The organism is Paenarthrobacter sp. YAF11_1 (assembly GCF_052113445.1).
Classification (GTDB): domain Bacteria; phylum Actinomycetota; class Actinomycetes; order Actinomycetales; family Micrococcaceae; genus Arthrobacter.
The window spans coordinates 124,210-142,605 of the sequence record NZ_JBFRDF010000014.1 but is presented as its reverse complement, the minus strand read 5'-3'; the positions used below and the strand labels follow the sequence as shown (position 1 = coordinate 142,605).

At 62.5% G+C, this 18,396-nt stretch carries 22 protein-coding genes and 1 tRNA gene; 14 read left to right on the top strand and 9 right to left on the bottom strand.

Annotated elements, in window-relative coordinates; all coding sequences use genetic code 11:
• The first annotated feature begins 1 nt into the window (after position 1).
• From AB4Y77_RS19180 to AB4Y77_RS19165, 4 genes are all read left to right on the top strand, one after another.
• Positions 2-451 carry an Lrp/AsnC family transcriptional regulator gene (locus AB4Y77_RS19180; protein ID WP_354231659.1) on the top strand — a complete coding sequence of 150 codons (450 nt, stop codon included), beginning with the start codon at positions 2-4 and terminating at the stop codon, positions 449-451.
• Positions 452-717: 266 nt separating this feature from the next.
• On the top strand, positions 718-2,160 hold the full coding sequence (locus tag AB4Y77_RS19175; RefSeq protein ID WP_311212490.1) for an amino acid permease: 1,443 nt from the start codon (positions 718-720) through the stop codon (positions 2,158-2,160).
• 71 nt (positions 2,161-2,231) lie between these two features.
• Positions 2,232-3,386 (top strand): alanine racemase, encoded by a 1,155-nt coding sequence (gene alr / locus AB4Y77_RS19170; protein WP_442015022.1) that lies wholly within the window; start codon positions 2,232-2,234, stop codon positions 3,384-3,386.
• A 35-nt stretch (positions 3,387-3,421) separates the two neighbouring features.
• The gene (locus AB4Y77_RS19165; RefSeq protein ID WP_442015021.1) at positions 3,422-4,192 is read left to right on the top strand and encodes an IclR family transcriptional regulator; all 771 of its coding nucleotides are present in this window, start codon (positions 3,422-3,424) and stop codon (positions 4,190-4,192) included.
• On the opposite strand, the gene AB4Y77_RS19160 is transcribed toward AB4Y77_RS19165, so the two are convergent.
• From AB4Y77_RS19160 to AB4Y77_RS19150, 3 genes are all read right to left on the bottom strand, one after another.
• A complete protein-coding gene (locus AB4Y77_RS19160; protein WP_442015020.1) occupies positions 4,189-4,965 on the bottom strand; it encodes an IclR family transcriptional regulator in 777 nt (258 codons plus the stop codon). The two genes, AB4Y77_RS19165 and AB4Y77_RS19160, sit on opposite strands and share 4 nt — an antisense overlap.
• A gap of 76 nt (positions 4,966-5,041) precedes the next feature.
• The gene (locus AB4Y77_RS19155; protein WP_442015019.1) at positions 5,042-5,782 is read right to left on the bottom strand and encodes a cyclase family protein; all 741 of its coding nucleotides are present in this window, start codon (positions 5,780-5,782) and stop codon (positions 5,042-5,044) included.
• A complete protein-coding gene (locus AB4Y77_RS19150) occupies positions 5,779-6,225 on the bottom strand; it encodes a hypothetical protein (RefSeq protein WP_311212485.1) in 447 nt (148 codons plus the stop codon). Before AB4Y77_RS19150 ends, AB4Y77_RS19155 begins: the two co-directional genes overlap by 4 nt.
• A gap of 164 nt (positions 6,226-6,389) precedes the next feature.
• Here AB4Y77_RS19150 and AB4Y77_RS19145 point away from each other — a divergent pair, with 164 nt between their 5' ends.
• From AB4Y77_RS19145 to AB4Y77_RS19135, 3 genes are all read left to right on the top strand, one after another.
• Positions 6,390-7,283 (top strand): intradiol ring-cleavage dioxygenase, encoded by an 894-nt coding sequence (locus AB4Y77_RS19145; protein ID WP_442015018.1) that lies wholly within the window; start codon positions 6,390-6,392, stop codon positions 7,281-7,283.
• A gap of 37 nt (positions 7,284-7,320) precedes the next feature.
• Positions 7,321-8,628: a M18 family aminopeptidase gene (locus tag AB4Y77_RS19140; RefSeq protein WP_442015017.1), complete on the top strand. Its 1,308-nt coding sequence runs from the start codon at positions 7,321-7,323 to the stop codon at positions 8,626-8,628.
• A 224-nt stretch (positions 8,629-8,852) separates the two neighbouring features.
• A complete protein-coding gene (locus AB4Y77_RS19135; RefSeq protein ID WP_442015016.1) occupies positions 8,853-10,268 on the top strand; it encodes an amino acid permease in 1,416 nt (471 codons plus the stop codon).
• 88 nt (positions 10,269-10,356) lie between these two features.
• Here AB4Y77_RS19135 and AB4Y77_RS19130 read toward each other — a convergent pair whose 3' ends face one another.
• Together AB4Y77_RS19130 and AB4Y77_RS19125 are read right to left on the bottom strand one after the other, a co-directional pair.
• Positions 10,357-11,016, bottom strand: a complete 660-nt coding sequence (locus tag AB4Y77_RS19130) for a DUF1345 domain-containing protein (RefSeq protein ID WP_311212481.1) — start codon at positions 11,014-11,016, stop codon at positions 10,357-10,359.
• 21 nt (positions 11,017-11,037) lie between these two features.
• Entirely contained in the window at positions 11,038-11,202 is a 165-nt protein-coding gene (locus AB4Y77_RS19125; protein ID WP_311212480.1) for a hypothetical protein, read from the bottom strand.
• A gap of 120 nt (positions 11,203-11,322) precedes the next feature.
• Here AB4Y77_RS19125 and AB4Y77_RS19120 point away from each other — a divergent pair.
• Positions 11,323-11,405: transfer RNA gene (locus AB4Y77_RS19120), tRNA-Leu, on the top strand.
• A 50-nt stretch (positions 11,406-11,455) separates the two neighbouring features.
• Here the strand turns inward: AB4Y77_RS19120 and AB4Y77_RS19115 are convergent.
• Positions 11,456-11,794: a YnfA family protein gene (locus tag AB4Y77_RS19115; RefSeq protein ID WP_311212479.1), complete on the bottom strand. Its 339-nt coding sequence runs from the start codon at positions 11,792-11,794 to the stop codon at positions 11,456-11,458.
• Positions 11,795-12,026: 232 nt separating this feature from the next.
• Here AB4Y77_RS19115 and rpsF point away from each other — a divergent pair, with 232 nt between their 5' ends.
• From rpsF to rplI, 4 genes are all read left to right on the top strand, one after another.
• Entirely contained in the window at positions 12,027-12,332 is a 306-nt protein-coding gene (gene rpsF, locus AB4Y77_RS19110; RefSeq protein WP_011776755.1) for a 30S ribosomal protein S6, read from the top strand.
• Positions 12,333-12,382: 50 nt separating this feature from the next.
• Entirely contained in the window at positions 12,383-12,970 is a 588-nt protein-coding gene (locus AB4Y77_RS19105; protein ID WP_089597032.1) for a single-stranded DNA-binding protein, read from the top strand.
• A 128-nt stretch (positions 12,971-13,098) separates the two neighbouring features.
• A complete protein-coding gene (rpsR, locus tag AB4Y77_RS19100; RefSeq protein WP_003800144.1) occupies positions 13,099-13,338 on the top strand; it encodes a 30S ribosomal protein S18 in 240 nt (79 codons plus the stop codon).
• An 18-nt stretch (positions 13,339-13,356) separates the two neighbouring features.
• Complete coding sequence (gene rplI, locus AB4Y77_RS19095) at positions 13,357-13,809, top strand: 50S ribosomal protein L9 (protein WP_089597031.1); 453 nt, start codon at positions 13,357-13,359, stop codon at positions 13,807-13,809.
• A 140-nt stretch (positions 13,810-13,949) separates the two neighbouring features.
• Here the strand turns inward: rplI and AB4Y77_RS19090 are convergent, their stop codons facing one another.
• Complete coding sequence (locus AB4Y77_RS19090; RefSeq protein WP_442015015.1) at positions 13,950-14,372, bottom strand: DUF1801 domain-containing protein; 423 nt, start codon at positions 14,370-14,372, stop codon at positions 13,950-13,952.
• Positions 14,373-14,443: 71 nt separating this feature from the next.
• On the opposite strand from AB4Y77_RS19090, the gene AB4Y77_RS19085 reads away from it, so the two are divergent.
• Positions 14,444-15,295, top strand: a complete 852-nt coding sequence (locus AB4Y77_RS19085) for a PhzF family phenazine biosynthesis protein (RefSeq protein ID WP_442015014.1) — start codon at positions 14,444-14,446, stop codon at positions 15,293-15,295.
• A gap of 31 nt (positions 15,296-15,326) precedes the next feature.
• On the opposite strand, the gene AB4Y77_RS19080 is transcribed toward AB4Y77_RS19085, so the two are convergent.
• Positions 15,327-16,859 (bottom strand): DUF6297 family protein, encoded by a 1,533-nt coding sequence (locus AB4Y77_RS19080; protein ID WP_442015013.1) that lies wholly within the window; start codon positions 16,857-16,859, stop codon positions 15,327-15,329.
• Between the two features lies 1 nt (position 16,860).
• Positions 16,861-17,538 carry an ABC transporter ATP-binding protein gene (locus tag AB4Y77_RS19075; RefSeq protein ID WP_311212475.1) on the bottom strand — a complete coding sequence of 226 codons (678 nt, stop codon included), beginning with the start codon at positions 17,536-17,538 and terminating at the stop codon, positions 16,861-16,863.
• Positions 17,539-17,596: 58 nt separating this feature from the next.
• Between AB4Y77_RS19075 and AB4Y77_RS19070 the strand changes: the two genes are divergently transcribed.
• The gene (locus AB4Y77_RS19070) at positions 17,597-18,388 is read left to right on the top strand and encodes an IclR family transcriptional regulator (RefSeq protein WP_442015012.1); all 792 of its coding nucleotides are present in this window, start codon (positions 17,597-17,599) and stop codon (positions 18,386-18,388) included.
• Positions 18,389-18,396 lie beyond the last annotated feature (8 nt).

Here is an 18,396-nt window from a genome sequence, read left to right as displayed (position 1 = left end):
CATGGAGCGGGCTGGTCTGGACGGCATCGATCAAAGGATCCTCGCGGAACTCACCAAAAATGCCCGCGTCCCTCACGCTGAACTTGCCGGCAAGGTTCTTCTGTCCAGGAACGCGGTACGGCAGCGGATCGACCGCATGGAGCGGCAGGGGTATATCCAGGGCTACACAGTGGTGGCTGGAGTAGACGCCGAATCCCTGGTTTCCGCCTTCCTGATGGTTTACCGCAAGGACCGGATGCGGGGGGCCGACGTCCTGAACGAACTCCGATCCATACCCGAAGTGGTCCTGTGCGATGTTCTCAGCGGCGACTTTGACCTCATTGTCCGCGTCGAAGCGCGATCCCTTGGCCGCGTCCAGGAGATCTGGGAGCAGATCGCTGCCCTTCCCGGAGTGAGCGACACCGTGACGGCAATGACCTTGTCCAACGTCATCCGGCGGGCTTCCCTGTAGGAGTTTTGCCAGGTGAGGGCCCGGAGTCCGGCACGCCTCCGCGCAACCATGAGTGATCTGGCCCCAATGCAGGGGCATTCTGACCATTGAACGTTCACATCGTCATGTTTGCAACGCGAAGTGTGCGTTATTCGCATTCATAAATGTTTTTAATGACTAAAGTCACTCGATCTATGTTACCTTCGTCACTACAAGCGCCCCCACGGCTACCCGCCCCGGAAGTCCTCGGCGTACCGTTCGCACCTGTCACTTAACGGAGACAAGACATGGAATCTTCTACACCCCTGAAACTGGATCATCCAGCCGATACCCCCTTGGCTCCGCCGGAACCCGGGTTGCGCCGCTCCATGGGGCCACGGCACCTGATCATGATCGCCATGGGAGGTGTGATCGGTTCAGGGCTCTTCTTGAGCTCGGGCTACACCATCTCGCAAGCGGGTCCGCTGGGGGCCGTGATCGCCTACTTGGTTGGCGCCTTCGTGGTCTACCTGGTGATGGCATGCCTTGGCGAGCTCGCCATTGCCTACCCCGTCTCCGGTGCCTTCCACATCTACGCGTCCCGCTCGATCGGCCCGGCCACCGGCTTCGCTACCGCCTGGCTCTACTGGCTCTGCTGGGCAGTGGCCATCGGATCTGAGTTCACAGCCTCAGGTTTGCTCATGCAGCGCTGGTTCCCCGATGTTGAGGTCTGGGTGTGGTGCCTCGTCTTCGCTGCCATCCTCTTCGGCTTCAACGCTTTCTCCTCCAAGTTCTTCGGGGAATCCGAGTTCTGGTTCTCCATCGTCAAAGTGGGCGCGATCATCGCGTTGATCGTCTTCGGCGGGGCTGCACTGTTTGGATTCCATCCCCTCGCAGAGTCCGGCAACCACCCATTCCTCTTCGAGAACTTCAACACCTCAGGCGGCCTCTTCCCCAACGGTTTCACCGGCGTCCTGGTCACCGCCCTGGCCGTCTTCTACGCCTTCTCCGGCTCTGAACTGATCGGCGTTGCCGCTGGGGAGACCAAGGACCCTGCCAAGAACATCCCCAAGGCCATGCGCAGCACCGTTATCCGGCTCCTGATCTTCTTTGTGGGCGCCATTGCCGTCATCGCCGCAACGGTCCCTTACGACCAAGTTGGATTGGATGAAAGCCCGTTCGTCACGGTTTTCTCCTCTGTGGGCATCCCGTTCGCGGCGGACATCATGAACTTTGTCATCATCACCGCGCTGTTGTCAGCGGGGAACAGCGGATTGTTCTCCTGTGCACGAATGCTCTATTCGCTGGCCGATGAAGGACACGGCCCCAGGGCACTCAAGAAGCTGACCCGGCGAGGAATACCCCTGATTGCCCTTTCCGTCAGCATGGTGGGTGGGCTGGCATCCCTGGTCAGCAGTGTGGCTGCACCGGAGACCGTCTACCTGGCCTTGGTGTCCATTGCCGGATTCGCGGTGGTGGGAGTCTGGATGTCCATCACTGCCTCACATTTCTTCCACCGGAGGGCATTCATCCGGAACGGCGGAAAGGTGGCTGATCTGGCCTACAAGGCCCCCTTCTTCCCGGTGCTGCCCATTCTGGCCTTTACCCTCTGCCTTGTATCCCTGATCGGTATAGCCTTCGACCCCACCCAGATCGCTGCGCTGTACTTTGGTGTTCCGTTCGTTGCAGCCTGCTACCTGTTCTTCCACTTCCGCTACGGCCCGAAGGCCAAGGCAAAGCGTTCGGCCTGATTCGAGATTGGCCATGCGTCACGGCCGGGCTGCATGCCCGGCCGTGTTCGCCATTTCCGGGGGACATCAAAATGAATGCGAATGAAAACCTCTCTGCGGCGACGGACAATCTTTCCAGTTGGCTTGAGATTGACGGCGCCGCCTTCGACGCAAATGTCCGGTCCATGCTGGCCATGCTCCAAGGCAGGGCCCTGTTGTGCGCCGTGATCAAGTCCGACGCCTACGGGCACGGTGCGGACCTGCTGCTGCCGTTCCTGGTGGCGTCCGGGGTCCCGTACATAGGGGTTGGCACCAACTCGGAAGCAGGGCTTGCCCGGGCGCATGGGTTCAACGGGAGGCTGTTGCGGGTCCGGGCCGCAGCACCGCAGGAGATCAGGGCGGGCCTGGCCCACGGTATAGAGGAACTTGTTGCCGATCCACAGAGTGCGTGGGAAATGAGCAGGATCGCCGCAGGGGAGGGGCGGGTTCTGCGTGTGCACCTGGACATCAATTCCTCGGGAATCAGCCGTCACAGCCTCGATGTGTCCTCGCCACTGGGACGGGCCTCCGCAGTGGGAATCGTCAGTCATCCGCAGTTGGAGCTTGCCGGCATCATGACGCACTTTCCACAGGATGACGTTGACCACGTGAAGCACGCCCTGAGCCGCTTCAAAGCCGAAGCGAACGCAATCCTTCACGAGGCGGGGATACCCCGGCGCGATGTCCTGCTGCATGCCGCGAACTCCTTTGCGGCCCTGAACGTCCCCGCGGCCTGGTTGGACATGGTGCGCACGGGCGCTGCGCTCTACGGTGATTCGGATCCGGGGCACGCCATGTTCCAAAGGTGCATGACGTTCAAAGCCAGGATCGGGTCCGTCAATGGCTACCCGGCTGGAAGCGGCGTGGGATACGGGCTCACCCATACTCTTGCCACGGATTCGCGCCTCGCCACAGTCACCGTGGGCTACGGCGATGGGTATCGACGCTCACTTGGCCGGAGGGGAAATGTGCTGGTCCGTGGACAACGGGTGCCGGTGGTGGACATCATCTCCATGAACTCCATGGTCGTGGACGTCACTTCGGTGAGGGAGGTCCGGCCGGGGGACGAGGTGGTCCTCTTCGGTGGGCAGGACGGCGGAAAAATCACGGTAGGAGAACTGGAAGCGGCGAATGCCGCGATACTCGCTGACCTCTACACCGTGTGGGCCAGCAGGACCCGTGTCCTTGCAGCGGCCACCACCGTGTGAGAATGGCGTGAACGCTTGGTGGAAGGAGCGGATTCGTGGAGGTGTCACCGGAGGCGTCATCCCTGGGCCAGGGTCTTCGCCTTGTCCGCATGGTCACAGACCGCGAAAAGCAGGGACGCCAACTTTTGGGAGTCTCGCAGCTGGCTGCCGGACTGGACATGGAGCAAAGCCGGGTCTCCCGATTGGCCCAGGAATTGTGTGATCTTGGACTGCTGGAACGGGTGGATCGTGGCCCATTCCGCACAGGACCGCGGTTCTTCAGCCTCGCAGCCTCCTTGAACAGCACGTGGGTTCAGCAGTCACCTGCGGAACTTGAAGAACTGGTGTCCGCGTTCGGACTGCGGTCGCGGCTGTCCGTGCGGGAGGGTGTCCGCGTTCTCCTGCTGCGTTCGTCAACCAATAACTCAGTCCTGGGTGGGTTCGCCAAACCTGGCATGGTCACCCCCGTGTGGTGCACGGGTTCTGGGCGGGCCTTGCTGTGGGACCACTCGCCAAAGGACATCGGAGTCCTGTTCAGGGATGTTAACTTCATCGGCGTAGGCGGACCGGCCGCGGCGCACACCGCCCCCGAAGTCGCCGATTTGATGGAGCGGGACAGGCCGGGAGGCTACGTCCTGGCTGCCGAAGAATTTGAACACGGAGTCTGGGAGCTGGCCGTTCCCGTTCGGGCTGAGGATGGCCGGATCATTGCTGCCCTGAGCGTGCTGGGCATCCGGTCCGGGGTGGAATCTGCTGCCCCCGAGATCGCCGCTGTTCTTCACTCAAGCGCCCAACGGCTCAGCGGCAGGCCGGGCCTCGAAGCTTAGGCGTCGAACTGGCGTGAGCCTCCGCCAACCCTGGACTCGAGCCACGTCCGCCAGGAACCGAGAGCCACGGCGAAGGCTTCCCGCTGGGGCTCTACGCGCAATTTTGGCCCAACGATTTGCAGGGCCGCGGCAACATCTCCCTTGAAGTCCCGGATGGGCGCGGACAATGAGTAGAGCCCGGGTTCGGCTTCTTCATCAACAATCGAGTATCCGCGGACGCGGGCTTTGTTGAGCCGTTCCAGGAAATCATCCACGGAAACCGGCGTGTTGGGCCCATGCCTCACGAACTCCACTGTGCTGAAGATCTTCCGGATTTCCGCCTCCGGGGCATCCCACAGGAGCGCCTGGCCGGCATCACTGCAGTAGGCGGGGTAGGGGCGGCCCAACCAGGAGCCCACAAGGTTTGCGCTCTCGGGAACTTGCTCGCCGATAGTGACCGTGCTGTTTCCGCTGAGTACGCCCAGGAAGCAGGCCTCGTTGGTTTCGGTGGCCAATCCCTCCAAGGCCGTGAGGCCGTCGGTCTTCAGCCGTTGCTCTGTGACCAGTTGGGCGTCCGTCAGGATGGACCAGTCCAAGCTGTACTCGCGTTGGTCCGAACGTGTCAGGAAGCCTTCCTGCTGCGCACCCTTGAGGCTTCGCGACACCTGGCTGCGGTCTTTGCCGAGGCGGGCTGCGACGTCGGCCACCGTGCCGCCGTCGAAACCTTCCGCATGACGCGCCCCCACCGCAAGCAGGGCCATCATCCCGCGGCCCATACTGGAGGTCTTTGACATGGATCGATTCTAGCTACCTAGGCCTGCTCAGGCGTCACAGCCGGCGGTACCGCCCGGCGTCACAGGACGGCCGGAGTCAGTGGATGGAGAAGACCCTGGCCGGGAAACCACTGCCCTCGAGCGGCTTTGCCCACGTGGCGACCAAGGCGGCACCGGCCTCCGGGACATGGTCCAGGGCGGCAAGAAGCTCTATCTGCCACTTGTCCTGGGCCAGGACGTAGGTTTCCAAGCTGAAATCCTGCTGCGATGTGGCCATGCCGGGGTCGGTGTCCGTCTGTTCATGGCCGATCGCGCTGACTGATCGCTTTTCGATCAGGTACTCCAAAACTTCCCGCGACCATCCGGGGGAGTGGCTGATCCCGGCTTGGTCGACGTTGGCCATGGCAGCGCTGTCCGGCCAGCGGTGGCTCCAGCCGGTGCGAAGGGCCACGAACGACCCGGCAGGGATGTCCCCATTCCGCGCCTCCCAGCCCAGGACGTCATCCACGGTAGGGGTAGCATCCGGATTGCCCATGACGCGTTCGCTGATGTCCAGGACAACCAGCGGCAGGATCATGTCCTCCACGGGGAGTTGATCGAGTGTGCGGCCGCCCAGGACAAAATGCGACGGCGGATCCACGTGGGTGCCCCACTGGCCAACGATCGAGTATCTGTGGGCAGTGAACCCGTCTCCCTTTTCCAGGTCGAAGAGGGTTTCCCTGGTTTCGTCAGGGAAGGCCGGAAAATGCGGCTGGCCGGGATGAAAGGCGTGTGTCAGGTCCGTGAAGGTCCTGTTTCGGAGAAGGGGTGCCAATTCCTGCCAAAGGGGAGAGCTCATGATGCCACCCGCGTTTCGGCATGGACGGCGGAGCTGCTGGAGACACTGAGCGGACCCGAGACCTCGATGACAGGGACTTCCCACGGATGGATGTCCACAATCCGTTGCACCAACTCCTGGACAGTCCGGTGGTCCAGGGAATCGTCGAAGTAGGTGGTGAACACAAAAGTGGGCGAGATGGTCCGCTGGCCTACAGCGCCGAGAGTGGGCTTGGCACCCTCAGCTACCGTGAATCCCTCAAAACCCGCGGAGGACTCGAAAACGTGGTGGTAGTTGCCGAAGCCGCCCAGTTCGGGTGCCGACTGCAGTTCGTTCAGCAGGGAGGCAATGCCTTCATCAGAATCAAGGGCGCCGAGGTCGCCGGCGGCCATTTGCTTCATGGTTTCCACGGGAATGGGCCAGTGAATTCGAAGCTTTCGCACTGGTTTCAGTTCAATGTTCATGGCGAGTGACCTTCCGTCATTATGTCCGTGGAGACATCGTGCCACGACGTGACGAGCATTACAAGCATATAGAAATGTTTATACTGCACATCAAAGGAGATCCTCACAGTCCGGCCACAGCCTTCCCATGTACAAGGCACAGGCCGCACGCGTTACATGGAGACATGACTACTCCCCACCCCGACCACGATCGCGGACTCGCATTCGACCTCTCGACGCTCCTGAGCCGGCGACGCACTTTGGGTGTTCTCTTCGGCGCCGGGACTGCTGCGGCCCTCGCGGCCTGCACGCCGGGTACGGCAGGCAACGGCGCATCGCCGTCGAGCACTTCCAGCGCAACGGCCGCAGCGACGGCGACGGAAGGTGCGACGGCGGCCGCGTCGCCTTCAGCGTCGGCCACCAGCACGGTGACCCGGGCATTTGCTGAATGCGGCGTCGAGATCCCTGAGGAGACGCTCGGGCCCTACCCGGGGGATGGCTCCAATGGTCCCAACGTGCTGGAGGCCTCAGGGGTGGTCCGCCGTGACATCAGGTCCAGTTTCGGAACGTCCACCACTACAGCTGAGGGCGTACCGCTCACGGTAACCCTGACACTCCTGGACAACGCCAATGGCTGCTCGCCGCTGGCTGGTGCTGCAGTCTACGTCTGGCATTGCGACCAAAACGGCAAGTATTCGCTTTACGATTCGGGCCTGGAGAACGAGAACTATCTGAGGGGCGTGCAGGAGGCTGACGCCAACGGGCAGCTGACCTTCAGCACCATCTACCCGGGCGCGTACAACGGCCGATGGCCACATATTCACTTTGAGGTATTCGAATCGATGAGCAACACCACCGCTGCCGGGCAGGTGTTGGCCGTCTCCCAGATTGCCCTCACGGAGACGGCGTGCAAGGCGGTCTACGCAACCGCGGGCTACGAGTCGAGCGCCCGAAACTTCCCCAACACGACACTGACCTCGGACAACGTCTTTGGCGACGATGGAGGTATATACCAACTCGCGACTATATCCGGCTCGGTTGCGGGCGGTTATACGGCCGCGCTGAACGTCACCGTTTAGCCCGGGCGGCGCCTAAAGCGCGGCTAGACTCGGGGTCATGCCTTCGAATGCCTCCGCAGCACTTGACCACATCCAGGATCTCGGCGCTTACGTTTCTGCGTCACCGTCGAGTTTCCATGCAGTCCACGAGGCTGCCCGCCGCCTGGATGCCGCAGGCTTCGCGGCACTGGATGAACTGAAGCCGTGGGATGGCGGCGCGGGCAAGTTCTACGTGATCCGCGACGGCGCCCTGATCGCGTGGGTGACGCCGGAGAATTCGGGCCCCACCACTGCTATCAACATCCTCGGAGCCCACACTGACTCCCCGTCCTTCAAACTGAAGCCCAAGCCCACCACCGGAAAATTCGGCTGGCTGCAGGCCGGCGTCGAGGTCTACGGCGGACCCCTGCTGAATTCCTGGCTGGACCGGGAACTGCAGCTGGCGGGCCGTTTGGTCATGCGTGACGGCACACAGCATCTGACAGCCACGGGCCCTCTTCTTCGCTTCCCCCAGTTGGCGATCCACCTGGACCGCGGGGTGAACGACAATGGACTGCATCTGTCCAAGCAGCAGCATATGAACCCGATCTTCGGCCAGGGCGACCCCGCCGGGGAGGACCTCCTGGGGTTGCTCGCCGATCGTGTTGAGGGTGCCGCTGTGGATGCAGCCGCCATTGGCGGGTACGACGTCGTGGTGGCAGACACCCAGGCCCCTGCGGTTTTCGGGGCCAACAGCGAGTTCTTCGCGTCAGGCCGCATGGATAACCTCTCCTCCACCCACGCGGGTCTGGTGGCACTGATCAGCCACGCGGCGTCAACTCCGGTGGAGGGACCGATCGCTGTCCTGGCCGCCTTCGATCACGAGGAGATCGGCTCCAACTCGCGCTCCGGAGCGTGCGGCCCCATCCTTGAGGACATCCTGGTCCGCATCTCTGACGGTCTCGGCGCCTCGGTGAGCCAGCGGCGGCAGGCGCTGGCGGCGTCGTTCTGCGTTTCCGCCGATGCCGGCCATGCCGTGCACCCGAACTACGCGGAAAAGCACGATCCCGCCAACAAGCCCGTGCTGAACGGTGGACCGCTGCTGAAGATCAATGCCAACCAGCGCTACGCCACGGATGCCACAGGTGCTGCGTTCTGGGCCCGGTTGTGCGATGAGTCCGGTGTTCCGTACCAGGAATACGTATCCAACAACGATCTCCCGTGTGGATCCACCATCGGCCCCCTGACTGCCACGCGCCTTGGTATCCGGACCGTGGATGTGGGCATCCCCTTGTTGTCCATGCACTCAGCGCGCGAGCTCTGCGGCGTTGAGGATCCGCGGTATCTGGCAACTGTTGTTGAGTTGTTCTTCCGCACCTCCGTCTGAGGGAAGCCTCAAACACTCATTTCAGGGGTATTACAAAAGTTTCCAATACGAAACGTTGGATGCCTCAGGGTTTACATTTTGTGCACTCCCCCCTTTTTAGCGGATTCAAAATGTTCAGCTGCACAGCCATGCAGGTGGTGCAGCAGGCTAGCGTGAATGAGTCATGTGGCCCGTGGCACACCACGGCGGCCACCCCGCGAAAACCTAAAGGACGGCGCAGATCCATGCACGCTGACCAACAACTTTCAAAATCCCTGAAGCCCCGGCACCTCTCCATGATCGCCATCGCCGGCGTGATTGGCGCAGGCCTGTTCGTAGGCTCCGGCGCTGCCATCCAGCAGGCCGGTCCCGGCATCCTTGTGGCCTACCTGGCTGCCGGCCTGGTGGTCATCCTGGTCATGCGCATGCTGGGCGAGATGGCTGCTGCCAACCCGGAGACGGGCTCCTTTTCCACCTACGCCGACAAGGCCCTTGGCCGCTGGGCGGGCTTCAGTATTGGCTGGCTCTATGCCTGGTTCTGGATCATTGTCCTCGGCATCGAGGCCACGGCGGGCGCCGCCATCATGCACCGCTGGGTCCCCGGTGTGGACCAGTGGATCTGGGCGCTGATCCTGATGGTGCTCCTGACGCTGACCAACCTTGGTTCCGTGAAGTCCTATGGCGAGTTCGAGTTCTGGTTCGCGTCCATCAAGGTCGCCGCCATCGTCATCTTCCTGCTCGCAGGCATCGCTGCCATCCTGGGCCTCATGCCGGGCGTCTCCGCTCCGGGCGTCGCCAACCTCCTGGACCAGGGCGGCTTCATGCCGAACGGTCCGGGCGCAGTCCTGGCGGGCATCCTCGTAGTGGTCTTCTCGTTCTTCGGCGCCGAAATCGCCACCATCGCTGCCGGCGAATCGGAGAACCCCGTGGACGCCGTCAAGAAGGCCGTGAAGTCCACTGTGTGGCGCATCCTGATCTTCTACATCGGCTCCATCGCCATTGTTGTCACACTTCTGCCGTGGAACGACGCTTCCGTTGCCAAGAGCCCGTACGTTGCCGTGATCGAGCTCTACGGAATCCCGGGCGCAGGCACCATCATGGACATCGTTGTCCTCACCTCGGTGCTGTCCTGCTTGAACTCCGGCCTCTACACCGCCAGCCGCATGCTGTTCTCCCTTTCACAGCGCGGCGACGCTCCCCGGTCCTGGATGAAGATCTCCAAGCGCGGCGTCCCGGCAGCAGCAGTACTGGCCTCCACGGTGGTGGGGTTCATTACGGTTGGCCTGAACTACATAGCCCCGGACACGGTATTCCTGTTCCTCGTGAACACCTCCGGTGCCATCGCGCTCTTCGTGTGGCTGGTCATTGCGTCCTCGCAACTCATCCTGCGCAAGCGCATGGGCGCTGCGGCCAAGGACCTCGACCTCAAGATGTGGTTGTTCCCGTACCTCACGTGGATCGCCATTGGCGCCATCGTGGCCCTCATTATCGGGATGGTGGTCATTGAATCCACCCGTGAATCGCTCTTCCTGTCGCTGGCGTTGGCCGCGATCGTGGTGGGCATAGGTATTTGGCGCTACCGCAAGCGCGGTTCCGCCTCACCTGAGGAGACCACCGCGGAAGCCGAGCAGGCGACGGTCGGTGGGGGACCGGCGTCGTAAGCGTCTTTCAGAAGCGGGGCAGCCAGCGTCAACGTTCGACGACGGCTGCCCCGTTTGGCTTTTAAGGTCACCGCCCTGGGCCTCTTGGCTACTGCGCCAGGCCGATGACGAGGTTGATGGTGACGGCCAGGATGACGGTTCCAAACAAGTAGGACAGCAGGCTGTGCTTCAGCGCTTCCAGTCGGATCGAGTGGTTGCCGAGGTTGGTGTCCGATACCTGGTACGTCATGCCCAGGCTCGTGGCCACATAGGCGAAGTCCGTGTACTGCGGCGGCCGGTCCTGGTTGAAGTTGATGCCGCCCACTTCACCGCCGGCGGGGGCGTCCTGGCCGTAGTACAGCTCTGCGTACCGCAGTGTGAAGAGCGTCTGGACCAGCATCCAGGACAGTCCCACACAGGCCAGGGCGAGTGCCGCAGAGGACAAGCGGGAACCGCTTCCTTCCGTGTGCGAATTGACGATCACGGCGGCCACGGCAGCAAGGCTGGCCAAATTGGCCACAAGGATCAGCAGGTCGGTGACTCCCCGCGACGGGTCCTCGGACGTTGCATGGTGCTGCGTTTCGGCAGGATCGAGCCGCGCGATCACCAGCCACACCCAGGCAACGTAGACCAGGGCGGCCACGGCCCAGCCGACCGCCGGCGCATCCACCCAACTGCCTGAGACGCCGGTAGCGACGAAAGCTGCTGTGCCGGCCAGGACCATGACCACAAAGCGCAGCCGGCTCCGCCTCACCCTGACGTTGTCCATGTGCCCACCCTAGTGGGGCGCTCAAAAGTTGGTTGGGCGTGACGGCTCCGCCTGCTCGCTGCGCTTCTTGTCGGCCTGGAGGATTCCGTCCCGGACGCCTGAGCGGATCACGAAGTACAGGACGTAGAGTCCGATCGCAGCGAATACGACGGTCAGGAGCAGAGCGCTAAGGGGTGTGGCATCCATGGCCACGACCCTAGCGAGGCTCCCTCAAGACCTCAGGAATCCACGGATCGGCCCTGTTCGTGTTACTGTCTTTGTCGCTGTCGAGGAGAAAAATGAAACACTGATTCTCCTGATCACCTTGCGCGGGTGGCGGAATGGCAGACGCGCTAGCTTGAGGTGCTAGTCCTCGAAAGGGGGTGGGGGTTCAAGTCCCCCTCCGCGCACAAAAAAACCCCCGGAAGGTCACCTTCCGGGGGTTTTGTCGCCTTCGGACCTACGCTCCCGGACGGGGTGCGAACATGATGACGCCAACGCCGACTATGCAGATAGCCGCCCCGATCACGTCCCAGCGGTCAGGACGGAAGCCGTCCACCAGCATTCCCCAGGCCAACGAGCCGGCGATGAACACACCCCCGTAGGCGGCCAGGACCCTGCCGAAGTGCGCGTCGGGCTGAAACGCTGCGAAAAAGCCGTAGATGCCCAGTGCCACGATGCCGAGACCGGCCCACCACCAGGCTTTACCCTCACGGACGGCTTGCCAGATCAGCCACGCACCGCCGATCTCTGCAACGGCGGCCAGGACGAAGAGGATGATGGACTTCAGGGCGGTCATTGCTCCAGTATTCACTGCTGGGTGGCCGGGTTATCCACATACGCCAAGTGCCCGGTTCCGGCTGCGGATCCCCTCGAATAGCTTTGGGTGCAGGAGATGCACTAAGATATTGAAGTCTGTGTTGCGCCCTCCTTCCGAGTCTTCGGCGGGGGAGCGGGTACACGGCATCGCAAATGAACCTCCTGTTACGGAAATACCGTAACCGCTTAGCCCAAAGGAGGTGGGTTCACATATGCGTCCTTACGAATTGATGGTAATCATCGACCCCGAGGTCGAAGAGCGTACCGTAGAGTCGTCGCTTCAGAAGTTCCTCAATGTCATCACCACCGATGGTGGAACCATCGAAAAGGTTGACATCTGGGGCCGTCGCCGTCTGGCGTACGACATCAAGAAGAAGTCCGAAGGTATCTACGCCGTGGTGAACTTCACCGCTGCACCGGCTACCGCCAAGGAACTTGATCGCCAGCTGTCTCTTAACGAGACGATCATGCGCACCAAGATCATCCGTCCTGAAGACCAGAAGGTCGTTGCTGAGTAATCAGCCCCTTCCAGATCTTTATCCCGCAGGAACGAACAAGGAGGCAGTAGATGGCAGGCGAAACCACTATTACGGTCATCGGTAATCTCACCAATGACCCCGAGCTGCGGTTCACCCCGTCTGGCTCAGCAGTAGCGAACTTCACCATCGCTTCTACTCCCCGGACCTTTGACCGCCAGTCCAATGAGTGGAAGGACGGGGAAACCCTGTTCCTCCGCGCATCTGTATGGCGCGAAGCAGCCGAGAACGTGGCCGAGTCCCTCACAAAGGGCATGCGCGTCATCGTTTCCGGCCGTTTGAAGAGCCGTTCCTACGAAACAAAAGAAGGCGAAAAGCGCACCGTAATCGAGCTTGAGGTCGACGAAATCGGCCCCAGCCTGCGTTACGCAAACGCCAAGGTCAACCGTACCCAGCGCTCCGGCGGTGGGCAGGGCGGCTTCGGTGGCGGCAACGCCGGTAATTCCGGTGGCTTTGGAGGTGGCGCTCCTGGTGGAAACCAGGGCGGCGGCAACTCCGGTGGAACCTGGGGCGGCAACCAGCCCGCACAGCAGCAGGATGACCCTTGGGCTACGCCCGGTGTCAGCAATGCTGGCGGTGGCGGCTGGGGCAACGGCCCGGATTCCGAACCTCCCTTCTAAACAAAAAATAAACGTCCGACGCCGGACGCCCACCCGGACTGCCGAAAGGCACCTTGGTGGCAACCGCCGTCGAACACCACCATCCCGTGGATCAATATCCACGGGCTCCATAGAAAAGGAGCTCCACGATGGCTAAGGCTGAACTCCGTAAGCCCAAACCAAAGTCCAACCCCTTGAAGGCCGCTGACATCACCGTCATCGACTACAAGGACGTAGCACTGCTGCGCAAGTTCATCTCCGACCGCGGAAAGATCCGCGCTCGTCGCGTTACTGGCGTTACCGTTCAGGAACAGCGCAAGATCGCCCAGGCAATCAAGAACGCCCGCGAAGTTGCTCTGCTGCCTTACTCCGGCGCTGGCCGCGGCTAAGGGAAGGGATTAACTAACATGGCAAAGCTCATTCTGACCCACGAAGTAACCGGTCTCGGTGCTGCTGGCGACGTTGTGGAGGTCAAGGACGGTTACGCACGTAACTTCCTGCTGCCCCGCGGCTTCGCTCTGACCTGGTCCAAGGGTGGCGAGAAGCAGGTTGAGTCCATCAAGGCTGCCCGCGCCGCTCGTGCGCACGCTTCTGTTGAAGCTGCACAGGCACAGGCCCAGGCTCTGTCCTCCAAGAAGGTCAAGCTCGAGGTGAAGGCCGGCGAGTCCGGTCGTCTCTTCGGCACCGTCAAGCCTGCTGACGTCGCTGCTGCTGTTGAGGCTGCTGGCCTCGGCGCCATCGACAAGCGCAACGTTGAACTGCCGAACCACATCAAGTCTGTCGGTTCGTACACGGCCAACGTTCGCCTGCACGAGGACGTTTCCGCTGTCATCGACCTTGAGGTCGTTGCAGCAAAGTAGTCTCTGACTGCATCTAAAGACCCCCGCTGCCGGATTCCGGTGGTGGGGGTCTTTTGTGTGCTCACCGACTCCGCCGAGTTGACACTTCACCCCCATGTTGGCGCTCAACATGGGGGTGAACTGCCAACTCGACAGGGGATTCATGGCGTGTGGAGCTCCTCCATGACGTGCTGGTACCCCGTACGGATCATTTGCGCAAGGACGTCGCGGTCCACGTCGTCGAGCTTGTTGACGTAGAGGCAGGCGGCGCCTGCCTTGTGCTTGCCGAGCTCGGGGAGCAGCCGGTCCGCATCGGGACCGTACGTCAGTCCGTACAGCGCCAAATTGCCCTTGCGTGGTGAAAATCCGACGGCGGCCGAGTCGCCTTCGCGGCCGGTTTCGTATTTGTAGTGATAGCTGCCGAAGCCCACAATGGTGGGTCCCCACATGACGGCTTCCTGGCCGGTGATGTCACGCATCATCTCCAGCAGTTCGAAGCCGTCCGCACGCCGGGTCGGGTGCTCCACGGAGGCCAGGAATTCTTCCACGGACACGTCACTGGGCTGGGTCTTGTTCTCTGCCATGCTGGTAGTTTCGCAGACGCAGGGCGCGTGCGTCAGCAAAACCGGCCAGCAACCGGTGATAGCCTGCAGCGGTGACTTCAGAAGCCCTCCGCAGCCGCCCGTTCCACCAAGTGGACGTCTTCTCCGATCAACCGTACCGGGGCAATCCGCTTGCCGTGGTGGTCGATGCCGAAGGCCTCAGCGGAGAGACCATGCAGCACTTCGCCAACTGGACCAATCTTTCCGAGACCACGTTTCTCCTCCCTCCCACTGACCCCTTGGCGGACTACAAGGTGCGGATCTTCACGGGCAGCGAGGAGTTTCCGTTCGCAGGACATCCCACCCTGGGTTCAGCGCACACGTGGCTTCAGGCTGGGGGAGTGCCTAAAACTGAGGGGGTCCTTGTCCAGGAGTGCGGCGCCGGTTTGGTGAGGCTGAAGCACGACGCCGGACGGTTGGCTTTCGCCGCGCCCCCACTGACGCGCTTCGGCCCGGTCAGTGAGGATATCAAGACCCAGCTCGCGGCAGCCCTGCGTCTTCCGCAGGATGAGTTGCTGGACATTTCGTGGCTGGTCAACGGACCCACATGGATCGGCGTGCTGCTCGGCTCCGCGGAACAGGTGCTGGCCATCGAGCCGGACCTTGTTGCCATGGGTGACCTCAAGGTCGGTGTGATTGGACCGCAAGAACCGGGTACCGGCGTCGACTTTGAAGTCCGTACGTTCATCCCGGGCGACGCCATGGTGGAAGACCCGGTCACGGGTAGTTTCAATGCCGGCGCGGCGCAGTGGTTGATCGGCAGTGGCCGGGCGCCTGAGGAGTACGTGGCAGCCCAAGGCACGGTGCTGGGCAGGGCGGGCAGGATCCACATCAAAGCTCAGGACGGCGAGATCTGGGTGGGCGGAGCATCGGCCACGTGCATCGAAGGAACGGTGCTGCTCTAAGAGTTTCGCCTGGGTACTTCCCTCAGCGCTGTCACGTGCGCTTGGGCCTCGACAGCACCACCACCAGGAAAATCCCTGCACTGAACACGGCCTGCACCATCAGGACGACCCCCGGGACGTACCCCAGATAGAGCGCCACGAGCAGCGGGATGGTCGCCAGGATGGTCACGTCCAGCCCGCGCAGCAGGGAGCCCAACTGCGCACGGGGAACAGGTCCGAACGGAGTTTCAACCGGCGGAGCGGTCCAGTCAGGAGGCGTCCTGGTGGCCGAGCGGAGAGTTCCCGCGCCCATGCCCACACCTGCGAGGGCGCCGACCAGCACCAACCAAGGATCCGCAGCGCCGAGGAGAGCCAAAAGCCCACTGAGCACGGCCATCCATACGGACATGGCAAGGCACGGCATGAGTGTGCGGCTGGTCCTGACCAGTGCCGGATGCAGTGGCAGCACGGCGTCGAGTTCAGGAACCAGGGCGGTCTTCCGGGCCACGGTCCCCAACCCGGACGCCGTGGCGCACCCCGCGATCACGATCACCGCCAACTGTACGAACTCCGGCAGCCCGCCTTCCACCAGGAGCATGGCGATGCAGGCAGCAAGCCACAGGATCGGTGGCAGCAGCGGAGGATTGAGTCTGAGGAAGGCAACTGCATCAGCACGGATCAGCGCCCCCAGGGGGCCGCGCGTTGGTCGGGCGTAAAAGCGGGCTGCCCTGCCGCCGTCGACCTTTTGACGGCCGCCGCTCAAGGCGCGCAGCACCTCATTGGAGTCCATCATGAAGAGAGACGCCCCCGCATGACCGGCCACGGCTCCGCCGCGAACCAGCTCGTCACCCCGCACGCGTCCGGACCGCGGCACAACAAGCGCCAAGAGTCCGACGACGGCAAGGCCCGCCAGCGCTGTTGGCCACGGAGACCAGGACAGCGCGGGAAGGAGCGAGCACCCCAGAAGCGCCGCTGCCGTGATCGCTTTACCCACACGGGGACTTGGCAGACCGAGCTGTTGGACAGCTGCCAGAACCAGCGCAATGGCGCCGGCGCAGCCGAAGGTGAGTGAAGCGAGAAGGTGTTCAACCGGAGCGCGGTCAACGGCGGTCACCATGCTGAAGGGAAGATGGATGATGGCCGAACCAGCGGCGGTGAGCGCGACTTTACGGAGGAACGGCGGCAGGACCATGGGGCGGCGATCCACCGGAAGTGTCAGCCACCAGGTACTTTCCGCGCCATTAACGGTCATGGGTCCGAGTTTGCGTGCCAGGTTGCTGATGACCAGAAGGACCGCGAAGGTCACGGACGTCCACAGGACGGGTTCCGGCAGGACGATCCATTGCTCGCCGATAATGCTGCCGGTGGTGGAAGCACGGTCCGCGATTTCGTTGCGCAGCGCAAGAACGAACGAGGCCGCGATGGTCAGGGACACGCCGATGCCGAGGGCCCAGCTGTAGGCATCGACGAACCTGTCGCCCCACGAGATACGACTGCGTTCATAGCGTCGGGCGGAGCGGCGGGTGAACCGGACGATCTCAGCGGCCAGCTCCCTGTTCTGCCCAATCGGTTCAAGGGTGAGCATGTCAGGAGCCGGCAATGATCGAGGCCCCCTGTTCCGGATCGAATTCCTGGACTTCCTCGTCAATCACCAAACACGTGGAGGCCGTAGCGAGCAGCAGCTGGGGATCGTGGGTTACCAGAACCACTGCTCCACCGCTTTTGGCATGGGCGGCGATGCGCTCACCGAGGGCCACGCGCATCCGGGGATCGAGCCGTTGCTCCGGCTCATCAAGGATCAGGAGCGACGACGGGCGGATCAGTCCTGCTGCCAGCAGCAGCCTGCGCCGCTGGCCGGATGAGAGGGCATCAGGGATGGCTTGCGATCTCCCCACGAGCCCGAAGAAGTCCAGCTCTTCCTCAACGCGCGCTTCGGGATGGTCCAATGAATGGCCCCGGGCAATGAGGAGAAGGTGTTCCCGGACTGTGAGGGACGGGAAGAAGAGGTCGTCGTCGAACACTGCTGAAACCTGGCGGCGGAAGGGAACGGCGTCCGGGTCGATGAGGAGGCCGTGGACTTTTACGTCGCCGGCCAAAGAAGCCTGCCGTCCCGCAAGAGTGCGGGCCACTGTGGATTTTCCCGCGCCGTTGACACCCACGATTCCCAAGACTTCACCCGCGTCCACGGATGTAGAAACTTCCCCGCACACCGGAGCACCGGCGTACCCGACCAGCACGCCTTCGGCTTCCAAAACCATCCCCATGCTGCAACCCTACCGGCGGGATTGGCGCGACCTTGCCGGACCGTTTAGCGTGAGTCCTATGTCAGCATCCGATGCTTCCGCGAAGGCCAACGGCAACCCTTTGCTTGTCCTGGGCAAGATCACGTCCATCCTGGATGCTTTCTCGTTGTCCAACCCTGTACTGCAGTTGGCCGACATCCGCGAGTTCACCGGCATGCCCACGTCAACGGTGCAGCGGCTGGTCACTAACCTCACGTCGCAGGGCTTCCTGGATCGTGAGGGCGACGCGTACCGCATCGGCATGCGGATGGCCTACTGGGCGGCGCCGGCAACCCGCGGCATGGAGGTGGTGGATATCCTGAGTCCGCTGCTCAAGACCCTGCGGGACACCACCGGCGAGACTGCGTGCTTCTTCAAAGCAGAGCAGCACTACAGGGTCTGCGTGGCCATGGCGGATACGCACCACGCGCTCCGCCGGGAGATGCACCTGGGCAAAATTGTCCCGCTCCACGCAGGGTCGGCAGGCAGGGTGCTCCTGGCCTGGTCACCGGAATTGATGGAAGCTGTCCTGCGGGATCCGTTGGAATCCATCACGGACTACACCATCACCAGTTCAGAGGAGCTCGAAGCGGCCGTCAAGAAGACCCACGCGGACGGGTTTGCCATCACCGTGGGCGAGCGGGAAGACGGCGCATCAGGGCTATCCGCGCCGGTTTTCGATTCGGCCGCCGGTCTGGTGGGTGCCGTAACCATCAGCGGGCCAACCCTTCGGATGCCGCTGGAGACATGCGAGGCTTGGGTGGAGCCCCTGCTGGCTACCGCTGAGCACATGACCAGGCTGATCGGTGGACGTTTTCCCGGCGAGAGCTGAGCAATCAA

Excerpts from the sequence above, each read along its gene's own strand:
- AB4Y77_RS19125 (WP_311212480.1), bottom strand. The coding sequence starts at position 11,202 with ATGGATGCCACACCCCTTAGCGCTCTGCTCCTGACCGTCGTATTCGCT.
- rpsR (WP_003800144.1), top strand. The coding sequence starts at position 13,099 with ATGGCTAAGGCTGAACTCCGTAAGCCCAAACCAAAGTCCAACCCCTTG.
- AB4Y77_RS19140 (WP_442015017.1), top strand. The coding sequence starts at position 7,321 with ATGCCTTCGAATGCCTCCGCAGCACTTGACCACATCCAGGATCTCGGC.
- AB4Y77_RS19070 (WP_442015012.1), top strand. The coding sequence starts at position 17,597 with ATGTCAGCATCCGATGCTTCCGCGAAGGCCAACGGCAACCCTTTGCTT.
- AB4Y77_RS19130 (WP_311212481.1), bottom strand. The coding sequence starts at position 11,016 with ATGGACAACGTCAGGGTGAGGCGGAGCCGGCTGCGCTTTGTGGTCATG.
- AB4Y77_RS19160 (WP_442015020.1), bottom strand. The coding sequence starts at position 4,965 with ATGTCAAAGACCTCCAGTATGGGCCGCGGGATGATGGCCCTGCTTGCG.
- AB4Y77_RS19150 (WP_311212485.1), bottom strand. The coding sequence starts at position 6,225 with ATGAACATTGAACTGAAACCAGTGCGAAAGCTTCGAATTCACTGGCCC.
- AB4Y77_RS19155 (WP_442015019.1), bottom strand. The coding sequence starts at position 5,782 with ATGAGCTCTCCCCTTTGGCAGGAATTGGCACCCCTTCTCCGAAACAGG.
- AB4Y77_RS19090 (WP_442015015.1), bottom strand. The coding sequence starts at position 14,372 with ATGGCAGAGAACAAGACCCAGCCCAGTGACGTGTCCGTGGAAGAATTC.
- AB4Y77_RS19145 (WP_442015018.1), top strand. The coding sequence starts at position 6,390 with ATGACTACTCCCCACCCCGACCACGATCGCGGACTCGCATTCGACCTC.
- AB4Y77_RS19175 (WP_311212490.1), top strand. The coding sequence starts at position 718 with ATGGAATCTTCTACACCCCTGAAACTGGATCATCCAGCCGATACCCCC.
- AB4Y77_RS19135 (WP_442015016.1), top strand. The coding sequence starts at position 8,853 with ATGCACGCTGACCAACAACTTTCAAAATCCCTGAAGCCCCGGCACCTC.
- alr (WP_442015022.1), top strand. The coding sequence starts at position 2,232 with ATGAATGCGAATGAAAACCTCTCTGCGGCGACGGACAATCTTTCCAGT.
- AB4Y77_RS19080 (WP_442015013.1), bottom strand. The coding sequence starts at position 16,859 with ATGCTCACCCTTGAACCGATTGGGCAGAACAGGGAGCTGGCCGCTGAG.
- AB4Y77_RS19105 (WP_089597032.1), top strand. The coding sequence starts at position 12,383 with ATGGCAGGCGAAACCACTATTACGGTCATCGGTAATCTCACCAATGAC.
- rplI (WP_089597031.1), top strand. The coding sequence starts at position 13,357 with ATGGCAAAGCTCATTCTGACCCACGAAGTAACCGGTCTCGGTGCTGCT.
- rpsF (WP_011776755.1), top strand. The coding sequence starts at position 12,027 with ATGCGTCCTTACGAATTGATGGTAATCATCGACCCCGAGGTCGAAGAG.
- AB4Y77_RS19180 (WP_354231659.1), top strand. The coding sequence starts at position 2 with ATGGAGCGGGCTGGTCTGGACGGCATCGATCAAAGGATCCTCGCGGAA.
- AB4Y77_RS19075 (WP_311212475.1), bottom strand. The coding sequence starts at position 17,538 with ATGGGGATGGTTTTGGAAGCCGAAGGCGTGCTGGTCGGGTACGCCGGT.
- AB4Y77_RS19115 (WP_311212479.1), bottom strand. The coding sequence starts at position 11,794 with ATGACCGCCCTGAAGTCCATCATCCTCTTCGTCCTGGCCGCCGTTGCA.